Source organism: Rubrivivax sp. A210 (assembly GCF_904426505.1).
In the GTDB taxonomy this organism is placed as follows: domain Bacteria; phylum Pseudomonadota; class Gammaproteobacteria; order Burkholderiales; family Burkholderiaceae_C; genus Rubrivivax.
On sequence record NZ_CAJGBN010000012.1, the window covers coordinates 516,519 to 537,337 of the forward strand.

The window sequence follows — 20,819 nt, forward strand, 5'->3', positions numbered from 1 at the left end:
TACACGTCTACACGGCTACACCGCGCCGGCGCGCCGCAGCGTCTCGAGCACCGGGCGCCGCAGCACCTCGCGCAGGCCCCACCAGCCCGCCGCCAGCGCCAGCAGCGCGCCAGTGGCGCTGCCCGCCAGCGGCACCCAGGGCGATGGGTTCCAGCTGAACTCGAAGGCATAGCGCGCCAGCAGCCAGCCCACCGCCACCGCCGCCAGCGAGGCCAGCAGGCCGGCCAGCGCGCCCACGCCCAGCAGCTCGGCGCGCTGCACCTGGGCCAGCAGGCGGGCGCTGGCGCCCATGGCGCGCATGATGGCGAACTCGCGCGAGCGCGCCTCGCGCGTGGCCGAGACGGCGGCGAACAGCACCACCAGGCCCGCCACCAGCGTGAAGCCGAACAGGAATTCGACCGCCCGTATCACCTGGTCCAGCACCTGCTGCACCTGAGCCAGGGTGGCCGAGACATCGATGCTGGTGATGCCCGGGAAGTCGCGCGAAAGCCGGTTGTCGAAGCCGGTCTGGGCCGGCGCGCGGAAGGCGCTGATGTAGCTCAGCGGCACCTCCGCGGCCATGGCGCTGCGCGGAAAGAGGGCGAAGAAGTTGACCCGCATGGAGCCCCAGTCGACCTTGCGCAGGCTGCTGATGCGGGCCTCGTGCAGCTGGCCGGCGATGTCGAAGCGCATGGTGTCGCCCAGCTTCAGGCCCAGCTCCTGCGCCAGCCCGGTCTCCACCGAGACCGTGCCCGCCTCGTCGGCCACCCAGCGGCCCGCGGCCAGCTCGTTGTGCCCGGGCAGGGTGGCGGCATGGCTGAGGTTGAACTCGCGCTCGGCCAGGCGGGCGGCGCGGCCGTCGCCGAAATCGGCCCCGGTGATACTGCGGCCATTGATGGCGACCAGGCGGCCACGGAACATCGGGTACCAGTCGTAGCGCGCCACGCCGGCCGCGGCCAGCACCTGCTGAAAGGCCTGGGCCTGGTCGGGCTGGATGCCGATGACGAAACGGTTGGGCGCATCGGGCGGCGTGGCCTTGCGCCAGCTGCTGATGAGATCGGTGCGCAGCAGCACCAGCAGCACCAGGGCCAGCAGGCCCACCGCCAGCGCCGAGACCTGCAGCACCGCAAAGGCCGGCCGCGCCGCGATCTGGCGCGTCGCCAGCACCAGCCAGCGCGGCGCCCGGCTCTCGGGCACCGAGCGCTTGAGCACGCTCACCGCCAGCCAGGCCAGCAACGCGAACAGCCCCACCGCGGCGGCAAAGCCGCCCACCGCAATGGCACCCAGCTTGATGTCCGATGACACCGCCAGCAGCAGCGCCGCAAAGCCCAGCGTGCCGGCCAGCAGCACACCCAGCGAGGCCGCCTTGAGCGAGCCGACATCGCGCCGTATCACGCGCAGCGGCGGCACGCTTGCCAGTTGCAGCACAGGTGGCAGGCCGAAGCCCAGCAGCAGCGTCATGCCGACGCCGATGCCGAACAGCGCCGGCCAGGGCCCGGGCGCCGGCAGGCCGGTCTCCACCAGGCCGGCCAGCAGCCAGACGAAGACGAAATGCACCGCCAGGCCGATGAGCACGCCCAGGCCGCTGGCCAGCAGGCCGATGAGCCCGAACTCCAGCGCATAGGCGCCGGCGATGCGCCGCTGCGACAGCCCCAGCACGCGCAGCATGGCGCAGTCATCCAGATGGCGGGCGGCAAAGTCGCGCGCCGCGATGCCCACCGCCACGGCCGAGAGCAGGGCCGACAGCAGGGCCACGAGGTTGAGGAATTTCTCGGCCCGGTCCAGCGTCTGGCGCATCTCGGGCCGGCCGCTCTGCAGCGATTCGACGCGCACCCCGCGCAACGGAACGGCCTTGATGCGGGCCTCGGCATGGGCCACGAACTCGGCCACCGCGGCGTCGCCGCGCGCCGCGCTCCAGGCGGCGGGCGCGGCCACCGCCAGGCGATAGCCGATGCGGCTGGCCGGCTGCACCAGGCCGGTGGCTTCGAGGTCGGCCTCGGCCAGCATCACGCGCGGCGCGAAGCTGGCGAAGCCGGCACCACGGTCGGGCTCGATCGCTATGACGCCGGCCAGCTTGAAGGCGGCCTCGCCCAGCCACAGCGTGTCGCCCAACTGCAGCTGCAGCGCCTCCAGCACCGCCGCATCCACCCACACCGTGCCCGGCGCTGGCGCGCCGGCGTAGGCCGGCCCGTTCTGCCCCGGCGCCGGCTGCATCTGCAGACGGCCGCGCAGCGGGTAATTAGGGCTCACCGCCTTCACCGCCACCAGGCGGCTGGCGCCGCCCTTGTCATCGGGCGCCCGGCCCATGCTGGGAAAACCGGCGCTGTGGGCCACGTTCAGGCCCAGGGCGCGCGCCTTCTCGGCCAGTTCGGGCGGTGCCGGCCGGTCGCTGCCGACCACGGCATCGCCGCCCAGCAACTGGCGCGCATCGCGCTGCAGGCCGGTGTTGAGGCGGTCGGCGAAGAAGCCCACGGCCGTGAGCGCGGCGACGGCCAGCACCACGGCCAACGCGAGCAGGCGCAGCTCGCCGGCGCGGAAGTCGCGCAGCGTCTGGCGCCAGGCCAGCATGGCGATGGAAGGAGGACGATGGGGCGGGGCAGACGCAGGCGTGGACAGGGGCTGGCTCATCCCGTCACGGTAGCCGATAAGCCGGCCCGCCGATGGAGCGGCTTGAATTGACCGTGCAAGCACGCTGAACCCCGCGCCGGCCGCGCGGTGCTTCAATGAGGGCATGAAGACCTTGCCCCCCCTCTACCTCTCGCACGGATCCCCGATGACGGCGCTCGAGCCGCGCGAGGCCGGCGCCTTCATGCAACGCCTGGGCCCGGCCATCGCAGCCACCTACGGCCGGCCCAAGGCCATCCTGGCGATCTCGGCCCACAGCCTGACGCGCGAGCCGGTGTTGCTGGCCGCGCCCCGGCACGAGGCGGTGTATGACTTCGGCGGCTTCGACCCGCGCCTGAACGAGATGCGCTACGACGCCCCCGGCGCGCCGGCCCTGGCCGAACGCGTGGCCGGCCTGCTGGCCGCCGCCGGTCTGCCGGTACACCGTGTCGAGCAGGGCGGGCTTGACCACGGCATCTGGACGCCGCTGCACTACATGTTCCCCGCCGCCGACGTGCCGGTGTTGCCCCTGGCCTGGCCGCCCAGCTGGACGCCGGCCCAGCTGTTCGCGCTGGGCCAGGCGCTGGCGCCGCTGGCCGACGAAGGAGTGCTGATCTTCACCAGCGGCAGCATCACCCACAACCTGAGGCGCGTCTTCTCCGGAGGCGGCATGCACCCGCCCGAGCGCCCGGCCACGCCCGAGAGCACGGCCTTCCGCGAATGGTTTGCCACGCGCGGCGCGGCCGCCGACTGGGAGGCCTTGTTCGACTACCGCCGCCAGGCGCCGCATGCGGCGCTGATGCACCCCACCGACGAGCACCTGCTGCCCTTCTATGTGGCCGGCGGCGCCGCCACTGCAGCCGGAGCAACGCCCGCCACGCGCATCCACGCCAGCCTGACCTATGGCGACCTGGGCATGGACGCCTATGCCTTCGGGCCTGGCGCGCAGGCGCTGGCGGTCTGACACCCGGCGGCCCGGGCACCGGGCGCTAGATCAAGCCGGCAAAGCAGTCGTCCAGCGCCGCCAGCCAGCGGGCCTTGTCGGCGTCGGCTGCGAAGCTGGCCTGCAGGCTGTTGCGCGCCAGGCCATGGGCCTGGCGCGCCCCGAGCTGTGGCAAGGCCTGAAAGGTTTCGACGAAGTTCTTCAGCAGATAGCCGCCGAAGTAGGCCGGGTCGTCGCTGTTGATGGTGGCGCAGAGGCCGGCGTCCAGCAGCGCCGGCAGGCAGTGGTCGGCCAGCGTGTCGAAGACGCGCAGCTTCACGTTGGACAGCGGACACACCGTCAGCGGCGTGCGCGCGGTGGCCAGCCGCTGCACCAGGGCCGGGTCTTCCAGGCAGCGCACGCCGTGGTCGATGCGCTCCACCTGCAGCACATCGAGCGCGCTCTCGATATAGGCCGGCGGACCTTCCTCGCCCGCATGCGCCACCACACGCAGGCCCAGCTCGCGGCAGCGCGCGAACACGCGTGCAAACTTCTCCGGCGGATGGCCGCGCTCGCTGCTGTCCAGGCCGACGGCTATGAAATGCTGGCGCCAGGGCAGGGCCTGCTCCAGCGTGGCCTGGGCCGATGCTTCGCTCAGGTGGCGCAGAAAGCACAGGATCAGCGCTGCGCTCAGGCCCAGTTCGGCCTCGGCACGGCGGCAGGCGCTGGCCAGGCCCTGGATCACCGCGGCGAAGGGCACGCCGCGCTCGGTGTGGGTCTGCGGGTCGAAGAAGATCTCGGCCCTCACCACGCCGTCGGCGGCGGCGCGCTGCAGGTAGGCCCAGGCCAGGTCGTGGAAATCCCGCTCGTGCAGCAGCACGGCGGCGCCGGCGTAGTAGATGTCGAGAAAGCTCTGCAGGTCGCTGAAGGCATAGGCGGCGCGCAGCGCCTGCACATCGGCATGGGCCAGCGCGACCCCGTTGCGCCGCGCCAGCGCGAAGAGCAGTTCGGGCTCGAGCGAGCCCTCGATGTGGATGTGCAGCTCGGCCTTGGGCATGCGCCGCAGCAGATCATGGAAGGCGGTTTCCATGTGCGGCCCCCTGCCCCTAGCGCATGAAGCGCCCGTCCTGGGTGATGATGGTCGAATCGACATAGGTCGAGCCGGTGCGGTCGCCCGGGCCGTAGTGCAGGCGGTAGCCGCCGAGGTCGATCTCGCCCAGGCCTTCGAGCGCCTGCACCAGGCTGGATGGCGTGATGTCCTTGCCGGCTCGCGCCAGCGCCTGGCCCAGCAGCTTGGCAACGGCGAAGCCGTAGAAGCCGGCATAGGACGGCGGCGTCTTGGCCGCAGCCGCAGCGGCGCCGTAGTCGCGCGCCAGCGCCGTGTTGCCGCTGAAGGGCGACGGCATCACCTGCATCACGATGGCGCCCCGCTTGTGCTCGCCCAGGGCCTCGATGTAATCGATGTTGCTGGTGTTGGACAGCGAGACGAAGGTGGCGGCCTGGCCCAGGCCGCGATAACCCTTGATGAACTCGGCCGCCGCCTTGCTGGACGAAATCAGCAGCACGACTTCGGGCCGCTTCTGGGCGATCTCGTGTACGGCGGCGGCGACATCGGCCTTGCGGTTGTCGAACCTGGCGATCACCGCTGGCGCCAGCTTGAGTTCCTTCATCACGCGGTCGACGCCGGCCATGGTGTCGCGGCCGAAGGCGTCGTCGGCGAGCAGCAGGCCGAAGCTGCGCACGCCAATGGAATGCTGCTGGCGGATGGCGCGCTCGGCTTCCTTCTGGTAGCTGGCGCGCAGCGGGAAGACCTCGCGCTTGGGCGGATCGTTGACGAAGGAGGCGCCGCTCTGCGGCCCGATCATCGGGATGCCGGCCTTGGCGATGAGGGGCAGCAAGGCCTCGGTCGACGGCGTCGTGCGCGGCATCAGCAGCGCCAGCACCTTCTTCTCGGCCAGCAACTGTTCGAGCAGCGCGGCGGCCTTCTTGGCGTCCTGGCCGTCGTCCAGCGTCTCCAGCTTGACCGGCCGACCGCCGACGCCGCCGCGCGCATTGAGCCCATCGAGAAAGAGCCTGGCGCCGGTGATGGCCTCGAGGTTGGAGCCCGCCAGCACGCCGGTGAAGGGGCCGATGTGATGCACGACGATGGGCGCCTGGGCCCAGGCAACGACGGGGCCCAGCAGGGCCATGCAAACCAGAATCAGGAGCCTCGCCACCATGCCACCCCTAGCCCCGGCAAATGCCGGAACGGCGAGTGTGCACCCTGGGAGTTACAGGTGAAAGGCGATCAGCCCACGGCACCGGCCCGGCCCGCCATAGTTCACGACTGCGGCGGGCAGGCCGCCTTCAATGGGCAACGGCGTCGGGCACGCCCGCCTTACTGGGCAACGGCGTCGGGCACGCCCGCCGCGTGGGCCTGCTGGTCGGCGTGGTAGCTGCTGCGCACCATGGCCCCCACCGCCGCATGGCTGAAGCCCATGGCCGCGGCCTCGCGCTCGAACATCTTGAAGGTGTCGGGATGGACATAACGCCGCACCGGCAGGTGGTGGCCGCTGGGTGCCAGGTACTGGCCGATGGTGAGCATCTCGATGCCGTGCTCGCGCATGTCGCGCATGACGGCCAGGATTTCCTCGTCGTTCTCGCCCAGGCCCACCATCAGGCCGCTCTTGGTGGGCACGCCCGGCACCACTTCCTTGAAGCGCTTGAGCAGGTTCAGGCTGAAGGCGTAGTCGGAACCCGGCCGCGCTTCCTTGTACAGGCGCGGAATGGTCTCGAGGTTGTGGTTCATCACGTCCGGCGGCGCCGCCTTCAGGATGTCGAGCGCGCGGTCCATGCGACCGCGGAAATCGGGCACCAGGATCTCGATCTTGGTCTCGGGCGACAGCTCGCGCGTCTTGGCGATGCATTCGACGAAGTGGCCGGCGCCGCCGTCGCGCAGGTCGTCGCGGTCGACGCTGGTGATGACCACGTACTTGAGCTTGAGCGCGGCGATGGTGCGCGCCATGTTCTCGGGCTCGGTGGGGTCCAGCGGGTCGGGCCGGCCGTGGCCCACGTCGCAGAAGGGGCAGCGGCGCGTGCACTTGTCGCCCATGATCATGAAGGTGGCCGTGCCCTTGCCGAAGCACTCGCCGATGTTGGGGCAGCTGGCTTCCTCGCACACGGTGTGCAGCTGGTGCTCGCGCAGGATCTGCTTGATTTCGTAGAAGCGCGTCGTCGGCGAACCGGCCTTGACGCGTATCCAGTCGGGCTTCTTCAGCGTCTCGGCAGGCACGATCTTGATCGGGATGCGCGAGGTCTTGGCTTGCGACTTCTGCTTGGCGCTGGCGTCGTAGGCCGCGGGGGGCGTGGTGCTCATCGTGCGGGACGCCGCAACCTTTTTGGGGCCTGGGCGCGCGGCTGGAAAGGGGACGCGCAGTTTAGCGGCCCCACCTGATGCATGCTGACGAGGGCGGGAGCCCGGGGCGCGGATACTGGCGGCTGCAAGCCGCATCCCCGGGAGCACCACGATGACGAAACCCTTGAACCTGACCCTGGCCACCGCCGCGATGGCTGCCTTGGCCGCCGCATCGGCCGCCCAAGCCGCAGACAACCGCGCCTCGCGCATCGAGCGCGTCACCGTCTACCCGGGCCTGGCGGCGGTGGAGCGCAGCGCCCGCGTCGCCGCTGGCGCACGCGAGCTGGTGCTGGACTGCCTGAGCCCGGAGTTCGACCTCGCCACGCTGCGCATCGAGGCCGACGCCGCCATCCGCATCGGCCCGGTGAGCGCCCGCAACCGCCCGCGCGCCGAGGTTGCCGAGTGCAGCGCCCACCCGCTGGACGGCCGCATCCGCGCCCTGGAAGACCGCATCGCCACGCTGCAGGCCGAGACCGGCGGCCACGACCTGGCCCTGGGCTTTCTGCGCGGCCTGGGCGCGGCCGAGGCCGCCAGCGCACCGCGCGCCGCGCCGCCGCCACCGACCGCCGGCCTGCCGGCCACGCTGGCCGCCATCCAGCGCGGTGGCCAGCAGGCGTTGCAGGAGCAGCACCGCCTGCAACGCGAGCGCGAGACGCTGGAGCGCGAGCTGCAGCCTCTGCTGGCCGAGCGCGAGCGCGGCGGCAAGCCACAGGGCAGCGTGCGCCAGCTGCGCATCGCGCTGGCCGCCAAGGCCGAGGGCGCACTGCGCCTGCATTACCAGGTGGCCGGGCCGACCTGGGGGCCGGCCTACCGCGCCGCCCTCGATGTCGAGGCCGGCCAGGTCGAGATCGAGCGCCAGGCCCAGGTGGTGCAGCGCAGCGGCGAAGACTGGACCGGCGTCTCGCTGCGCCTGTCCACCGGCACGCCACGCGGCGCCACCGCCGGGCCGCAGCCGCGGCGCTGGGAGGTCTCGCCACGCCCGCCGGTGCGGGAACGGGCGGAGATGGCCATGAGCTCGCGCAGCTTCGCAGTCGCCGCAGCGCCGGCGCCAAAGATGGCGCGCGATGCCGGCGCCGCTGAAGAGACGCCGGATTTCGAGGTCCAGGTGGTTCAGGGCGAATTCGCCACCGAGTTCGAGGTGCCGGGCGCGGTGGACGTGGGCAGCGGCGCCGAGCGCGTGAGCCTGAGCCTGGGCAGCGCGCGCTGGCCGGTGCAGCTCAAGGTTCAGGCGACGCCAGCGCTCGACGCCAGCGCCTGGCTGGTGGCCGAACTGGCGCGACCCGAGGGCGTCTGGCCCGATGGCCCGCTGCGCCTGATGCGCGGCAACCAGGTCGTGGGCCAGAGCGTCTTCAGCCTGGGCCCGCGCGAGCGCCTGACCCTGCCCTTCGGCCGCGACGAGCAGGTGCGTGTGCAGGTCGATCCGGCGCAGAGCAAGAGCGCCGAGACCGGCTTCATCGGCACCCGCAGCGAGCGCCGCATCACGCGCGGCTACACGGTGGAAAACCGCCGCCGCAGCCCCGTGCAGCTCGAGGTGCTGGAGGCCACGCCCGTGTCCACCGACGAGAAGATCACGGTGGCACGCCAGTTCAGCCCCGAGCCCCAGGCTGGCGATTGGCAGGAGCAGCCCGGCATCAAGGCCTGGCGCCAGACGCTGGCGCCGGGGCAGAAGCAGCGCTTCACGGCCGACTACCTGATCAGCCACCCCAAGGACATGCCGATCAGCGAGTCGCGTTAAGTCAACCTCGACTCAACCGGCCTTCTTCTTCGCTGCCGCCTTTTTGGCGGCGGGCGCAGCGGCGAGCAGGCCGTCGAGGTTCTTGGTGATCTCGGCTTCTATGGTCTTGGCGAAGGCGCCGAGCAGGAAGCCGAGCTTGGCCTCGAGGTCGAAGTGGTCGGCGGCGACGATGAGGCGCCCGTTGACGCCGCTGCGCGTGAATTCCACCGTGTCGCTGTCCTCGCCCTCGACCACGGTGCATTCCATGCTGAATTCCTTCTCGACCTGTTCGGCCCAGGCCCAGGCGATCTTGCGTGCCTTGGCCAGGCCCAGCGTGTGGTCGCGGTGGATGCGGATGTCGGCCACAAGCGGCTCCGTGTTCAGTCAGGATGGGGCGGCGAGTTTGGCGCGGCGCTGGTCTTTGGGCAAGGCGGCCAAGTCCTTGACGCGGGCATAGAAGCGGTCGAAGTCACCGCCCTCGCGCTCGAACAAGGCCTCGAACTGCGGCACCAGCTCGTTGTAGGCCGCCATCACGCCCAGGGCCGCGTTGTTGGCGCGCGCCATCCAGTCGTCCCAGCCGGCATGGCCGCCCCAGCGCGCGGCCTTGATCTCGGCGTATTCGGCGCGCATGCGCGCCATCGCCTCGGCCTTGCGGGCTCGCTTGGCCGCGTCTGCATCAGCACTGGCATAGATGGCGGCGAGCTCGCCGCGCCAGCGCAGCGCGAAGGCGCGGAACTCGGCGCGGCGCTGCTCCTGGGCCGCGGCCTCGGCGCGCGCCGCCTCACTGCCGTGCAGCGCCAGCCAGCGCCGGCCACCGATGCGTTCCACCGCCACGGCGAACGACTCGTTGAAGGTGGTGTCGTCGCCCGCGTAGGCCACCTGGTGCGAGACCTCGTGGAAGATCAGCCGCGCCAGGTCGGACTCCGGCCAGCCGATGAAGGTGTTGAGCAACGGGTCGCCGCCCAGCCAGTTGCTCCAGCCCAGGGTCGAATAGGCCGGCACGCCGTAGACGCTGGCCTCCAGCCCCTGGGCGCGCAATGCGGCCGCCATCGCGTCGGCATCGGCGCGATTGAAATAGCCGCGGTAGCCAGCGCAGCCCATCAGCGGGTAGCACCAGGTCTTCAGCTCCAGCGACAACTCGGGCGCCGCCACCACGTTCCACACCACGGCCTCGCGGCCCAGATCGGCATAGCGGCGGTAGCTGCTGTTGTCCGGCAGCCTCAGCTCGCTCACGGCAAAGTCACGCAGGCGCTGGCTCAGCGCCAGCCGCTCGCGCCGCGCCGGCGGCGTGGCCGCATCCTGCATCACCTCGGCCACCGGGCGCGAAAGCCGCATCAGCTCCAAGTGGCCGCCGGCGGCCTGGGCGTAGTAGCCCACCGAGGTGCAACCGCTGCCCAGGCTGGCGACTGCCATCAGCAGCACCGTGCCGGCCAGGCCCCAGGCGGCCATGCGTCGCCAGTCCCTCGCCACTGCGGCTTCAGGCCACGGCCGCCGGCCCGTCGCAGGGCGCGACCTCGACCAGGCAATCGTAGAAGGCGGGTGCGCGACCGATGTCGGTGAGCTGCTGGTGGGTCAGCTCGTTGACATTGGTGCCAGCCAGGCCGAACTTGCGCCACCACACGCCCAGGCCATTGACCACGCCCGGGCGGGCCCGGGCGTTCACTTCGGCCTTGCACAGATAGCTGCCGCGGTCATTGAACACGCGCACCGTGGCGCCACTGGCGATGCCGCGGGCGGCGGCGTCCTGCGCGTGCATCTCCAGCAGCGGCTCGCGCTCGGCGGCGCGCAGGCTGTCTACATTGGCAAAGCTGGAATTGAGGAAGTGCCGCGCCGGTGGCGAAATCATCGCCAGCGGGTAGCGCGCCGCCAGCTCGGGCGCGGAGCGCGGGCCTTCGTAATTGGGCATGTAGTCGGGCACGCCAAGCCCGGGAGCGGTGCCGGCGCGGGCCCGGCCGTCGGGCGTGGGAAAGCCGCCCTTGGCAAAGGGGGCGTCGGCGATCTTCAGCTTGGCCCAGCCCTTCTCGGCCAGCGCCGCGGGGTCCACATGCTCGGGGTCGAAGGCGCCGCGCGCCATGGCCTCGTCGCTGTCGGCGAAGCAGGGCTCGGTGTAGCCCATGCGCGCCGCCAGCTGGCGGAAGACCTCGGCGTTGGAGCGCGACTGGCCCAGCGGGGGAATGGCCGGCTCGTTGAGCATGGCGTAGGTGTGACCGTAGGCGCGGTGGGCATCCCAATGCTCGAGCTGGGTGGTGGCCGGCAGCACGTAGTCGGCGTGGTCGGCGGTGTCGGTGAGGAAGTGCTCGAGCACCACGGTGAACAGGTCTTCGCGCGCAAAGCCGCGCGCCACCTTGGCGCTCTCGGGCGCCACCGCCACCGGGTTGCTGTTGTAGACGACGACGGCCTCGACCCTGGGGCCGAAGCCGGCCGAGGTTTCGCGCAGCAGGTCGTCACCTATCGTGCTCATGTTGATGGTGCGTGGCCGCCTTTCGCCCAGGAGATCGGGCCGCTGCAGCCAGGCCGAGCGCATGTGCGGCCGGAACCAGCCCGAGCTGGACAGCAGCAGGCCGCCGGCGCGGTGGCGCCAGGCGCCCGTGAGGCAGGGCAGCATGGCAATCAGGCGCACGGCATTGCCGCCGCCGCGCACGCGCTGCATGCCGTAGTTCAGGCGGATGGCGGCGGGCTTCGTCGCGGCATAGTCGCGCGCCAGGCCGCGCACCTCGTCGGCCGTGATGCCGCACTCAGCAGCGGCGCGCTCGGGCGGCCATTGCAGCGCGCGCTCGCGCAACTCGGGCCAGCCCGCGACATGGCGCTCCAGATAGTCGAGATCGAGCCCGTCGTTCACGATCAGCTCGTGCATCAGGGCGAGGGCCAGCGCGCCGTCGGTGCCCGGCAGCAGGGCGATGTGCTGGTGGCATTTCTCGGCCGTCTCGGTGCGGCGCGGGTCTAAGCACACCAGCTTCGCGCCATTGCGCTTGGCCTGCTGGGCATAGGTCCAGAAATGCAGGTTGGAGGTGATGGAGTTGCTGCCCCAGATGAGGATCAACCGGCTCTCGGCAAAGTGCTCGGCGTGCATGCCCACCGGCAGGCCGTAGGCGGCGGTAAGCGCCTCGCCGCCGGCGCTGCTGCAGATGGTGCGGTCGAGCAGGCTGGCGCCCAGACGGTGGAAGAAGCGCGCCGCCATGCCGTCGCCCTGCACCAGGCCCATGGTGCCGGCGTAGCTGTAGGGCAGGATGGCCTGCGGGTCACGCGCCGCGATGGCCTGCAGGCGGGCGGCAATGTCGTCCAGCGCCTCGTCCCAGCCGCAGGGCTCGAAGCGGCCCTCGCCCTTGCGGCCGACGCGCTTGAGCGGTGTCAGCACGCGGTCCGGGTGGTAGCTGCGCTCGGGGTAGCGGCTGACCTTGGTACACAGCGCGCCATGGGTGGGCGGGTGGTCGGGGTCGCCGGCGACGCGGGTGACGCGGCCATCCTCCACCGTGATGCGCAGCGCGCAGGTGTCGGGGCAGTCGTGCGGGCATGCGCCGCGCACGGTGCGCGTGGCCAGGGAAACGGTGGCGGAGCTCATGGAAACACTATCGCACAAGGGCCCCGGGGTTTGCCCGGGCAGGGCTGCGGCGGCGGCCCGGCGTCGATAAGATCATCGGCTTACCCGCCCCAGAAGAGCCGCCGCCATGAAGCTGATCGAACCCATCCTGGCCGACGCCGCCGCCATTGCCGCCATCCGCCGTGACATCCACGCCCACCCCGAACTCTGCTTCCAGGAAGATCGCACCGGCGACGTCATCGCCCGTGCGCTGGCCGACTGGGGCATCCCGGTACACCGCGGCCTGGGCAAGACCGGCGTGGTGGGCATCGTCAAGAATGGCAGCAGCGCGCGTGCCGTGGGCCTGCGCGCCGACATCGACGCCCTGCCGATGACCGAGCACAACACATTCGCCCACGCCAGCCGCCACCCCGGCCGCATGCACGCCTGCGGCCACGACGGCCACACCGCCATGCTGCTGGCCGCGGCCCGTCATCTGGCGAAGCACCGCAACTTCGACGGCACCGTCTACCTGATCTTCCAGCCCGCCGAAGAAGGCGGCGGCGGCGCACGCGAGATGATGCGCGACGGCCTGTTCGAGAAGTTCCCCATGGAGGCCGTGTTCGGCGCCCACAACTGGCCCGGCATGCCGGTGGGCATGGTGGGGCTGAACCCGGGCGCGATGATGGCCTCGAGCAACGAGTTCCGCATCGTCGTGCGCGGCAAGGGCAGCCACGCCGCCCTGCCCCACCTGGGCATAGACCCGGTGCCGGTGGCGGCGCAGATGGTGATGGCCTTCCAGACCATCATCACGCGCAACCGACGACCGATAGACCCGGGCGTGATCTCGGTAACCATGATCCACGCCGGCGAGGCCACCAACGTGGTGCCCGACTCCTGCGAGATCCGCGGCACCGTGCGCACCTTCTCGGTCGAGGTGCTCGACCTCATCGAGCAGCGCATGCGCGACGTGGCCCAGCACACCTGCGCGGCCTTCGGCGCCGGCTGCGAATTCGAGTTCACGCGCAACTACCCGCCCACCGTCAACCACCCGGCCGAGACCGAGTTCGTGCGCCGGGTGATGGGCGAGGTGGTGGGTCCGGCCAACGTGGTGGCCTTCGAGCCCACCATGGGCGCCGAGGACTTCAGCTATTTCCTGCAGGCCAAGCCGGGCTGCTACTTCGTGCTCGGCAACGGCGACGGTGCCCACCGCGACGGCGGCCACGGCCTCGGGCCCTGCATGCTGCACAACCCCAGCTACGACTTCAACGACGAGCTGATCCCACTGGGCGCCACCGCCTGGGTGCGCATCGCCGAGGCCTGGCTGGCGGCGCCGTCGGACGCCTGAAGGCGGCCACCATGGGCAGCGCCGCCGGCTTCTTTGCCCAGAGCTATGCCGAGGCGCGCGCCAGGTTCGTCGCCGCGGCCGAGGCGGCGGGCCTGGACGTCCATGCCCACCGCCATCCGCTGCTAGGCCGCGACGGCGAGACGCTGGCGATGGACGTGGCGCGCCTGGGCGCGCCGGATGCGCAAGCCCTGCTCATCATCAGCAGCGCCTGCCACGGCGTCGAAGGCTATTGCGGCTCGGGCGTGCAGGGTGCATTGCTGGCCGATGCCGGCTTCCATGCCCAGGCGCGTGCTGCCGGCGTCGCGTTGCTCTATGTCCATGCGCTCAACCCCTGGGGCTTCAGCCACGGGCGTCGCACGACGCAGGAGAACGTCGACCTCAACCGCAACTGGCATGACTTCTCGCGTCCGCTGCCGGCCAACCCGGCCTACGACGAGATCGCCCACCTGCTGATCCCGGCGCAGTGGCCGCCCAGCGCCGACAACCAGGCCCAACTGGCCGCCTATGCCGCCCGCCACGGTGCGCGCGGCCTGCAGACCGCCATCAGCGCCGGCCAGCACGCCCACCCCCAAGGCCTGTTCTACGGCGGCGTCAACCCGACGTGGAGCCAGCAGACCCTGCGCCATGTGCTGCAGGAGCACGGCCGCCGCTGCACCCGCCTGGCCTGGATAGACCTGCACACCGGCCTCGGCCCCAGCGGCCACGGCGAGCGCATCCTGGCCTGCGCCGACGATGCCTCTGCCCTGGCCCGCGCCCGCGCCTGGTGGGGCGAAGGCGTGACCTCCATCTACGACGGCTCCTCGTCGTCGGCCCTGCTCACGGGCTTGATGTGGCTGGCGGCCTACCAGGAATGCGCCCAGGCCGAGTACACCGGCATCGCGCTGGAATACGGCACCGAACCCATGAACGCGGTGATCCAGGCGCTGCGCGAGGACCAGTGGTTCGAGAACCACCCCGAGGCCCCGCCGGCGCGGCGCGCCGCCGCCAAGCGGCGCATGCGCGACGCCTTCTACACCGACACGCCGGAATGGAAGCGGCGCATCGTCGAGCAGGGGCTGGAGGCGGCGCGGCAAGCGGTGTCGGGGCTGGGCGCCGCCTGACAAGCCCGCGCCGCCGGACTCATGCCTTCAATCGATAGCCGGTGCGGAACATCCAGGCCACCACCGCCAGAGAGGCACCCAGGAAGACCGCCGTCATGGCCAGGCTCCACCACAGGCTCACGTCGGCCTGGCCGTAGAAGCTCCAGCGGAAGCCGCTGATCAGGTAGACCACCGGGTTGAGCAGCGCCACCTTCTGCCAGAAGGGCGGCAGCATATCGATGGAATAGAAGCTGCCGCCCAGGAAGGTCAGCGGGGTCACGACCAGCAGCGGGATGACCTGCAGCTTCTCGAAGTTGTCGGCCCAGATGCCGATGATGAAGCCCAGCAGGCTGAAGCTCACCGCCGTCAGCACCAGGAAGAGCAGCATCCACAGCGGGTGCTCGACGCGCAACGGAACGAACAGCGTGGCCGTGGCCAGGATGATGAGCCCGAGGATCACCGACTTGGTGGCCGCCGCACCCACGTAGGCGAGCAGGATTTCGAGGTAGGACACCGGCGCCGAAAGCAGCTCGTAGATGGTGCCGGTGAAGCGCGGGAAGTAGATGCCGAAGGAGGCATTGGAGATGCTCTGCGTCAGCAGCGACAGCATCACCAGGCCGGGCACGATGAAGGCGCCGTAGCTGACGCCACCGACCTCGGGGATGCGCGAGCCGATGGCAGCGCCGAAGACGACGAAGTAGAGCGAGGTGCTGAGCACCGGCGAGACGATGCTCTGCATCAGCGTGCGCCAGGTGCGGGCCATCTCGAAGGCATAGATGGCCTTGACGGCGTGGACGTTCATGCGCGCTCCTGCACCAGGCTGACGAAGATGTCTTCCAGTGAACTCTGCGTCGTCTGCAAGTCCTTGAAGGCGATGCCGGCCGCGCCCAGCGCCTCGAGAAAGGCCACCATGCCGCTGCCGTGGGCGCGCGTGTCGTAGGTGTAGGTCAGCGCCAGCCCGTCGGCCGAGAGCGCCGGCGCGAAGGCGGCCAGGGCGCTTGGCAGGCGGTGCAGCGGCTGCTCGAGCTGCAGCGTCAGCTGCTTGCGGCCCAGCTTGGCCATCAGTTCGACCTTGCGCTCCACCAGCAGCAGCTCGCCCTTGCGCATGACGCCGATGCGGTCGGCCATCTCCTCGGCCTCTTCGATGTAGTGGGTGGTCAGGATCACGGTGACGCCGGTGTCGCGCAGTTCGCGCACCAGCTGCCACATGTCGCGCCGCAGCTCGACGTCGACGCCGGCCGTGGGCTCGTCCAGGAAGAGCAGGCGCGGCTCGTGCGACAGCGCCTTGGCGATCATCACGCGCCGCTTCATGCCGCCCGAGAGCGTCATGATGCGGGCGTCGCGCTTGTCCCACAGCGACAGCGCGCGCAGCGTGTTCTCGATGTGTACCGGGTCGGGCGCCTTGCCGAAGAGGCCGCGGCTGAAGCTGACGGTGGCCCACACCGACTCGAAGGCGTCGGTGGTCAGCTCCTGCGGCACCAGGCCGATGAGCGAACGGCTGGCACGGTAGTCGCGCACGATGTCGTGGCCGTCCACCGCCACCGTGCCGGCGCTGGCGCGCACGATGCCGCAGACGATGCCGATCAGCGTCGTCTTGCCGGCGCCGTTGGGGCCTAGCAGGGCCAGGATTTCGCCGCGCTCGACCGTGAGGCTGATGCCGGACAGCGCGCGCTGGCCCGAGGCATAGGTCTTGGAGACGCCGCGGATGTCGAGGATGGTGGGCATGGGCCGAGAATAGCGTGCGCCCCGTTTCGCCGCCCTCCCGCCCCCTGGCGCGCCGCTCAGGCGTTGGGGTTGATCAGCAGCTTGGCCCCGGTGGCGCGGCGGCCGTAGTCGGCGATCTCCCGCAGGTCCAGCGCCTGCAGCAGCGAAATCTCGCGCGCATAGTCGCTGCGGAAGGTGGTGCGCAGCTCGGCGGCGACGCGATCCTTCAAGCCCTGGGCCGCCGCCGCGCCGATCTTCTGCAGGAAGGGGAAGACCAGCCAGCCGCCCAGGCCCCAGCTCATGCCGAAGTTGCGCACGAATTCGGTCGGGCCGGTGTCCAGGCCACCGTAGAGATAGACCTGCTTGTGCGTGGTCGATCCATAGCGGCTGTAGCTGCTGGCGCCACGCACCAGGGCGGCCTCCATCGCGCCCAGGATCTGGCCGGCCAGCCGGCCGCCGCCGGTGGCGTCGAAGCCCAGCGTGGCGCCAGTGGCGGTGATGGCCTCGGTCAAGTCATCGTTGAAGCTCGGCGCCGAGGCATCGCAGACATGATGCGCGCCCTGCCCTCGCAGCAGCGCCACCTGCTCGGGCCGGCGCACGATGTTGACCAGGCCTATGCCGTCCTGCAGGCAGACGCGGTTGAGCATCTGGCCCAGGTTGGACGCCGCCGCCGTGTGTACCAGGGCGCGGTGGCCCTCGCGCTTCATCGTCTCGACCATGCCCAGCGCCGTGAGCGGGTTGACGAAGCAGGACGCGCCCTCGGCCGCGCTGGCGTCGGGCGGCAGCAGCAGGCACTGGGCGGCGTCGACCACGCGCAGCTGGCTGTACATGGCCCCGCCCAGCACCGCGACGCGGCGGCCCAGCAGGGCCTGGGCCGCGCTGCCGGCGTCGGCCGCGACCACCGTGCCGGCGCCCTCGTTGCCCGGCGCCAGGGATTGGTCGAAGCGCCCCGCCATGCCGGCCATGGCCGCCGCCGGTATCGGCGCCGTCACCACCGGGCTTTCGGGCGTGCCCGAGGCGCGCAGCGCGGCCATGTCGGCGGCGCCGAACATGAGGCCGATGTCCGAGGGGTTGAGCGGCGCCGCCTCCACCCGCACCAGCACCTGGCCCGGCCCCGGAGCGGGCACGTCGATGCGGGCCAGGGACAGTTCGAGCTCGCCGCTGCGGCGGACGAGGGAGCGCAGTTGCAGCGCGCTGCGGGGGAGGTCTTCGGCCAAGGCGGGTCTCCGGGAATGGATTCAGGGCGTGCCGATGAAGAGATAGGCATTGGTGGACTTGCCGCTGCCCTGGCCCAGGCCCAGGAAGACCGGGCCCAGCGGCGTCTCGCCACCGATGTAGACGGCCAGCGACTGCAGCCAGCCGTCGCGGCGCTGGCGCGCATAGGGCAGGCCGACGCGGCCGGTCTCCAGCGCCACGCCCAGGCGCATGTCGCCGCGCAGGCCCAGTGGCAGGCGGCCGATGATGCGCTCGGCGCGCACATGGGCATAGGCCACGTCGTCGCCGATGAGCTGGCCGTTGGCAAAGCCGGTGAGGTTGAGAAAGCCACCCAGCCGGCCGGCATCGGACAGCGGCAGTTCCCCGCGCGCTGCGCCGACCCAGGCCACGCGGCTGCCGACGACGTAGTTCTGCCAGGGCATGGCGCCGCGAACCTCGAAGCTGGCGCGCGAATAGTCGCGCCGCGGCGACTCGAACCAGCTCGCCTGCAGCGCCCAGCCGCGGCGTGGCGCGTAGAGGCGGTCGAGCCGGTCGGCATCCAGGCTCAGCAGCCAGCCGCCGATACTGCGCTCGGGCATCAGGGCGAAGATGTCGACGCCGGTGTCGAGCCGGTTGTTGATGCGGGTTTCGCGCCAGCCCAGGCGCAGCTGCCCCAGCTGGGGCAGGGTGAGGCCGGCCGCCACCTCCAGCCGCGAGCGACCACTGCGGTATTCGGCCACGCGCTGGTCGAGGAAGAAGTAGTCCAGGCGCTCGCGGCGGTACTCGGCCTGCGCTTCGACGAAAGTGCGCTGGGCAGCGTCCAGCGGCTGGTGGAAATCGGCGGCCAGCCCGGTGCTGCTGCCGATCTCGCCGCTCACCAGCAGCTCGCCACCCAGCGCGTTGAGCCAGGTCTTCTGGTAGCCGGCGCGCAGGCGATAGGTCGAGCCCTGGCTGAGCGTGCTTTCAAGCCGCAGGCCCAGGCGCAGGTAGTCGGGGCCCCAGGGCTTTTCCACCGGCAGCACGCGCAACACGCGGCGGTCGTGCTCGTCCAGGATGCTGTAGTCGACGCGCTCGAAATGGCCGTCGCCATAGGCGCGCAGCAAGTCGCGCGTGAGCGCCTGGGTGTCCAGCGGCGCGCCCAGGCGCTGCTCCAAGTGGCGGCTTACCACTGCCGGGTCGGCGCGCTGCAGGCCGGCGATGCGGATCTCGTCGATGCGCGGCGGCGCGCGCTCGCCCACCGCCACCTGGCGGCGCCAGGCGGCATAAGGCTCGGGCGCCAGCGCCAGGCGAGCCAGCGCCGCGGCTTGGGCCTCGGCGGCGGCGCGCCCGCGCTCGGCGGCTTCGGCGTGGCGCTCGAAATCGGCCGCGCCGATGGCGCCGAGGTCGGGCTTGATGAGGATGTCACCCGCGCCCAGCGTGGCCAGGGTGGCGCTGACGTTCTGCTCGGTGAGCAGGGCGATGACCTGGGCCGTGATGCTGAGCAGGCCGTTCACCTGCTCGGGCGCCAGCGGCGCCGAGCCGACGTTGACCGCAATCACCACCTGGGCGCCACAACGCTCGCGCACCTCGCGCACCGGCAGGTTGTCGACCAGTCCGCCGTCGACCAGCTTGCGCGAGCGATAGTCCAGCGGCGCCATCAGCCCCGGCACCGACATGCTGGCGCGCATCGCCAGCGTCAGGCTGCCGTCGCGGTAGACCACGCGCTCGCCGGTGCCGATGTCGGTGGCGACGATGGACAGCGGCAGCGGCAGGCGCTCGATCAGCGGCTCGCCGGTGTCGGCGCGCACCAGGTGGTTGAAGAAGAGCTTGATCTTCTGCCCCGACACCACGCCCGGCGGCCCTACCGCCTCCAGGCCCTTGAGCCCCGTCTCGCTGCCAGGCAGGAAGCGCTGCAGCAGGCGCTTGTTGCGCACGTCGAGGTCGGTGTAGTCGGGGTTGTCCTGGAACATGTCGTTCCAGTCCACCGCGGCCAGCTCCGAGCGCATCTGCGCCGGCGACAGCCCCGCGGCCCAGGCGCCGGCCACCAGCGCACCCATGCTGGTGCCGGCCACGCAGTCCACCGGCACGCGCAGGCGCTCCAGCACCTCCAGCACGCCGATGTGGGCGGCGCCACGCGCGCCGCCGCCGCCCAGCACAAGGCCGATGCGAGGGCGAGCAGGCTCCTCGGCCCTCGCCGGCGCCCCAGCGAGCGGCAAGATCGCCAGAAGGAGCAGCAGGCGGGCGGGCAAGAACGGCATGCGCCGATTCTGGCGCGACCGCAGCCCGGGCTTGCCAGGGGTCAGTGCATGAACCCGATCGGCTGCCGCTTGGCGCCGGTGCCCGGCAGGTCGGCCACCTCGATGGCGTAGCGGCCGGCCAGGCGGGCATTGCCGAAAGCCGTCATCCAGGCCCGCCGCATCTCGCGCGGCGCCACCTGCATCAACACCTCCAGCACGGCGTCGGCCGGCGTGTCGTCGAAGCGCAGGCCCCAGTCGTGCTCGGCGCGCAGTTGACGGTACAGGCGCAGCGCGATGGTGCGCGCCGCGTCGGCATCGGGCGCGCGCACCTCGATCACGTTCATGCGGTTGAGGATGGGATCGGGGATGCCGCGCTCGTCATTGGCGGTGGCAACCCAGATCACCTGGCTGGCGTCTATCGGCACTTCGGCGAATTCGTCGGTGAAGGCGCCGGCCGTGTCGTGCTCGAGCAGGCTGTAGAAGGCGCCCAGCGGGTCGTAGGCATGCTCGGCGCGCGCCTTGTCGATCTCGTCGACCACCATCACCGGATTGGCGTAGTCGCCGTGGACCAGGGTCTCGAAGACCTTGCCGGGGCGGGCGCCCTTCCACTGGCTGGAAGCGCCGCTGAGCACCCAGCCGGCCGTGAGGCTGCTCATCGCGACGAAGCCCAGGCCGGTGCCCAGCAGCCTGGCCACGCCGCGGGCGAAATGCGTCTTGCCGATGCCGGGCGGGCCCAGCAGCAGCATGGGCGCGATCTCCAGCGCATCGCGGCTGTCCTGGCACAGCGCGAGCTGGCGCTTGATCTCGTCAAGCGCCTCGCCGAAATTGGGCATCTCGTCGTAAAGATGCTCCATCGCCGGCAGGCCGCCGGGCTTGACCTGGAAGCGCTCGGCGCCCTTCTCGAGCATGCGCTCGTAGGTGTTGCGCAGGCTTTCGTGCTCCTGCGACTTGAGCTTGTCAAGGCGCTGCTCGACCTCCTGCAGCCGGTAGACCGCGCGCATGCGCGCAATCGGCAGCGAGCCGTGGTTCAACGGGGCCAGCGAACGATCTTCGCTCATGCGCATCTCCTCAGAGGTGGGCTTGCAGGACTTGGGCGATGGACGCCTGTGCTGCCCTCAGGCTAGCAAGGCGCGGACCACGGCCTCTTT

General features: G+C 71.2%; 16 protein-coding genes. 4 read left to right on the top strand and 12 right to left on the bottom strand.

Going from position 1 to position 20,819, the window contains the following annotated elements:
• Window positions 1-15: 15 nt before the first annotated feature.
• Complete coding sequence (locus JMV16_RS11070; RefSeq protein WP_201494287.1) at window positions 16-2,547, bottom strand: ABC transporter permease; 2,532 nt, start codon at window positions 2,545-2,547, stop codon at window positions 16-18.
• Between the two features lie 163 nt (window positions 2,548-2,710).
• Here JMV16_RS11070 and JMV16_RS11075 point away from each other — a divergent pair, with 163 nt between their 5' ends.
• A complete protein-coding gene (locus tag JMV16_RS11075; RefSeq protein WP_201494288.1) occupies window positions 2,711-3,547 on the top strand; it encodes a dioxygenase in 837 nt (278 codons plus the stop codon).
• Window positions 3,548-3,572: 25 nt separating this feature from the next.
• Here JMV16_RS11075 and JMV16_RS11080 read toward each other — a convergent pair whose 3' ends face one another.
• The 3 genes from JMV16_RS11080 to lipA form a co-directional block, all read right to left on the bottom strand.
• Entirely contained in the window at window positions 3,573-4,595 is a 1,023-nt protein-coding gene (locus JMV16_RS11080) for an adenosine deaminase (RefSeq protein ID WP_201494289.1), read from the bottom strand.
• Window positions 4,596-4,611: 16 nt separating this feature from the next.
• Window positions 4,612-5,694, bottom strand: coding sequence for an ABC transporter substrate-binding protein (locus tag JMV16_RS11085; protein WP_201494290.1), 1,083 nt, complete (start codon window positions 5,692-5,694; stop codon window positions 4,612-4,614).
• Window positions 5,695-5,882: 188 nt separating this feature from the next.
• Window positions 5,883-6,860, bottom strand: a complete 978-nt coding sequence (lipA, locus tag JMV16_RS11090) for a lipoyl synthase (protein WP_201494291.1) — start codon at window positions 6,858-6,860, stop codon at window positions 5,883-5,885.
• 151 nt (window positions 6,861-7,011) lie between these two features.
• Between lipA and JMV16_RS11095 the strand changes: the two genes are divergently transcribed.
• On the top strand, window positions 7,012-8,634 hold the full coding sequence (locus JMV16_RS11095) for a DUF4139 domain-containing protein (RefSeq protein ID WP_201494292.1): 1,623 nt from the start codon (window positions 7,012-7,014) through the stop codon (window positions 8,632-8,634).
• A 12-nt stretch (window positions 8,635-8,646) separates the two neighbouring features.
• On the opposite strand, the gene JMV16_RS11100 is transcribed toward JMV16_RS11095, so the two are convergent.
• Genes JMV16_RS11100 through JMV16_RS11110 form a run of 3 tightly spaced genes read right to left on the bottom strand, consistent with a single transcriptional unit; the run spans window position 8,647 to window position 12,172 of the window.
• Window positions 8,647-8,979 carry a polyhydroxyalkanoic acid system family protein gene (locus JMV16_RS11100; RefSeq protein ID WP_201494293.1) on the bottom strand — a complete coding sequence of 111 codons (333 nt, stop codon included), beginning with the start codon at window positions 8,977-8,979 and terminating at the stop codon, window positions 8,647-8,649.
• Between the two features lie 18 nt (window positions 8,980-8,997).
• Window positions 8,998-10,062 (bottom strand): aminopeptidase, encoded by a 1,065-nt coding sequence (locus JMV16_RS11105; protein ID WP_201494294.1) that lies wholly within the window; start codon window positions 10,060-10,062, stop codon window positions 8,998-9,000.
• A 28-nt stretch (window positions 10,063-10,090) separates the two neighbouring features.
• Window positions 10,091-12,172, bottom strand: coding sequence for a molybdopterin-dependent oxidoreductase (locus JMV16_RS11110; protein WP_201494295.1), 2,082 nt, complete (start codon window positions 12,170-12,172; stop codon window positions 10,091-10,093).
• A gap of 106 nt (window positions 12,173-12,278) precedes the next feature.
• Here JMV16_RS11110 and JMV16_RS11115 point away from each other — a divergent pair, with 106 nt between their 5' ends.
• Together JMV16_RS11115 and JMV16_RS11120 are read left to right on the top strand one after the other, a co-directional pair.
• Window positions 12,279-13,478, top strand: a complete 1,200-nt coding sequence (locus JMV16_RS11115) for a M20 aminoacylase family protein (protein ID WP_201494296.1) — start codon at window positions 12,279-12,281, stop codon at window positions 13,476-13,478.
• A gap of 11 nt (window positions 13,479-13,489) precedes the next feature.
• Complete coding sequence (locus tag JMV16_RS11120) at window positions 13,490-14,578, top strand: M14 family metallopeptidase (RefSeq protein WP_201494297.1); 1,089 nt, start codon at window positions 13,490-13,492, stop codon at window positions 14,576-14,578.
• Between the two features lie 19 nt (window positions 14,579-14,597).
• Here JMV16_RS11120 and JMV16_RS11125 read toward each other — a convergent pair whose 3' ends face one another.
• The 5 genes from JMV16_RS11125 to JMV16_RS11145 are packed head-to-tail and all read right to left on the bottom strand — an operon-like array spanning window position 14,598 to window position 20,729.
• Window positions 14,598-15,359, bottom strand: coding sequence for an ABC transporter permease (locus tag JMV16_RS11125; protein ID WP_201494298.1), 762 nt, complete (start codon window positions 15,357-15,359; stop codon window positions 14,598-14,600).
• The gene (locus JMV16_RS11130) at window positions 15,356-16,282 is read right to left on the bottom strand and encodes an ABC transporter ATP-binding protein (protein WP_201494299.1); all 927 of its coding nucleotides are present in this window, start codon (window positions 16,280-16,282) and stop codon (window positions 15,356-15,358) included. The genes JMV16_RS11125 and JMV16_RS11130 overlap by 4 nt, the downstream gene beginning before the upstream one ends.
• 56 nt (window positions 16,283-16,338) lie before the next feature.
• Window positions 16,339-17,478, bottom strand: a complete 1,140-nt coding sequence (locus JMV16_RS11135; protein WP_201494300.1) for a zinc-binding dehydrogenase — start codon at window positions 17,476-17,478, stop codon at window positions 16,339-16,341.
• Between the two features lie 21 nt (window positions 17,479-17,499).
• Window positions 17,500-19,692 (bottom strand): patatin-like phospholipase family protein, encoded by a 2,193-nt coding sequence (locus JMV16_RS11140; protein WP_201494301.1) that lies wholly within the window; start codon window positions 19,690-19,692, stop codon window positions 17,500-17,502.
• Between the two features lie 41 nt (window positions 19,693-19,733).
• Window positions 19,734-20,729 (bottom strand): AAA family ATPase, encoded by a 996-nt coding sequence (locus JMV16_RS11145; RefSeq protein WP_201494302.1) that lies wholly within the window; start codon window positions 20,727-20,729, stop codon window positions 19,734-19,736.
• Window positions 20,730-20,819: the final 90 nt, after the last annotated feature.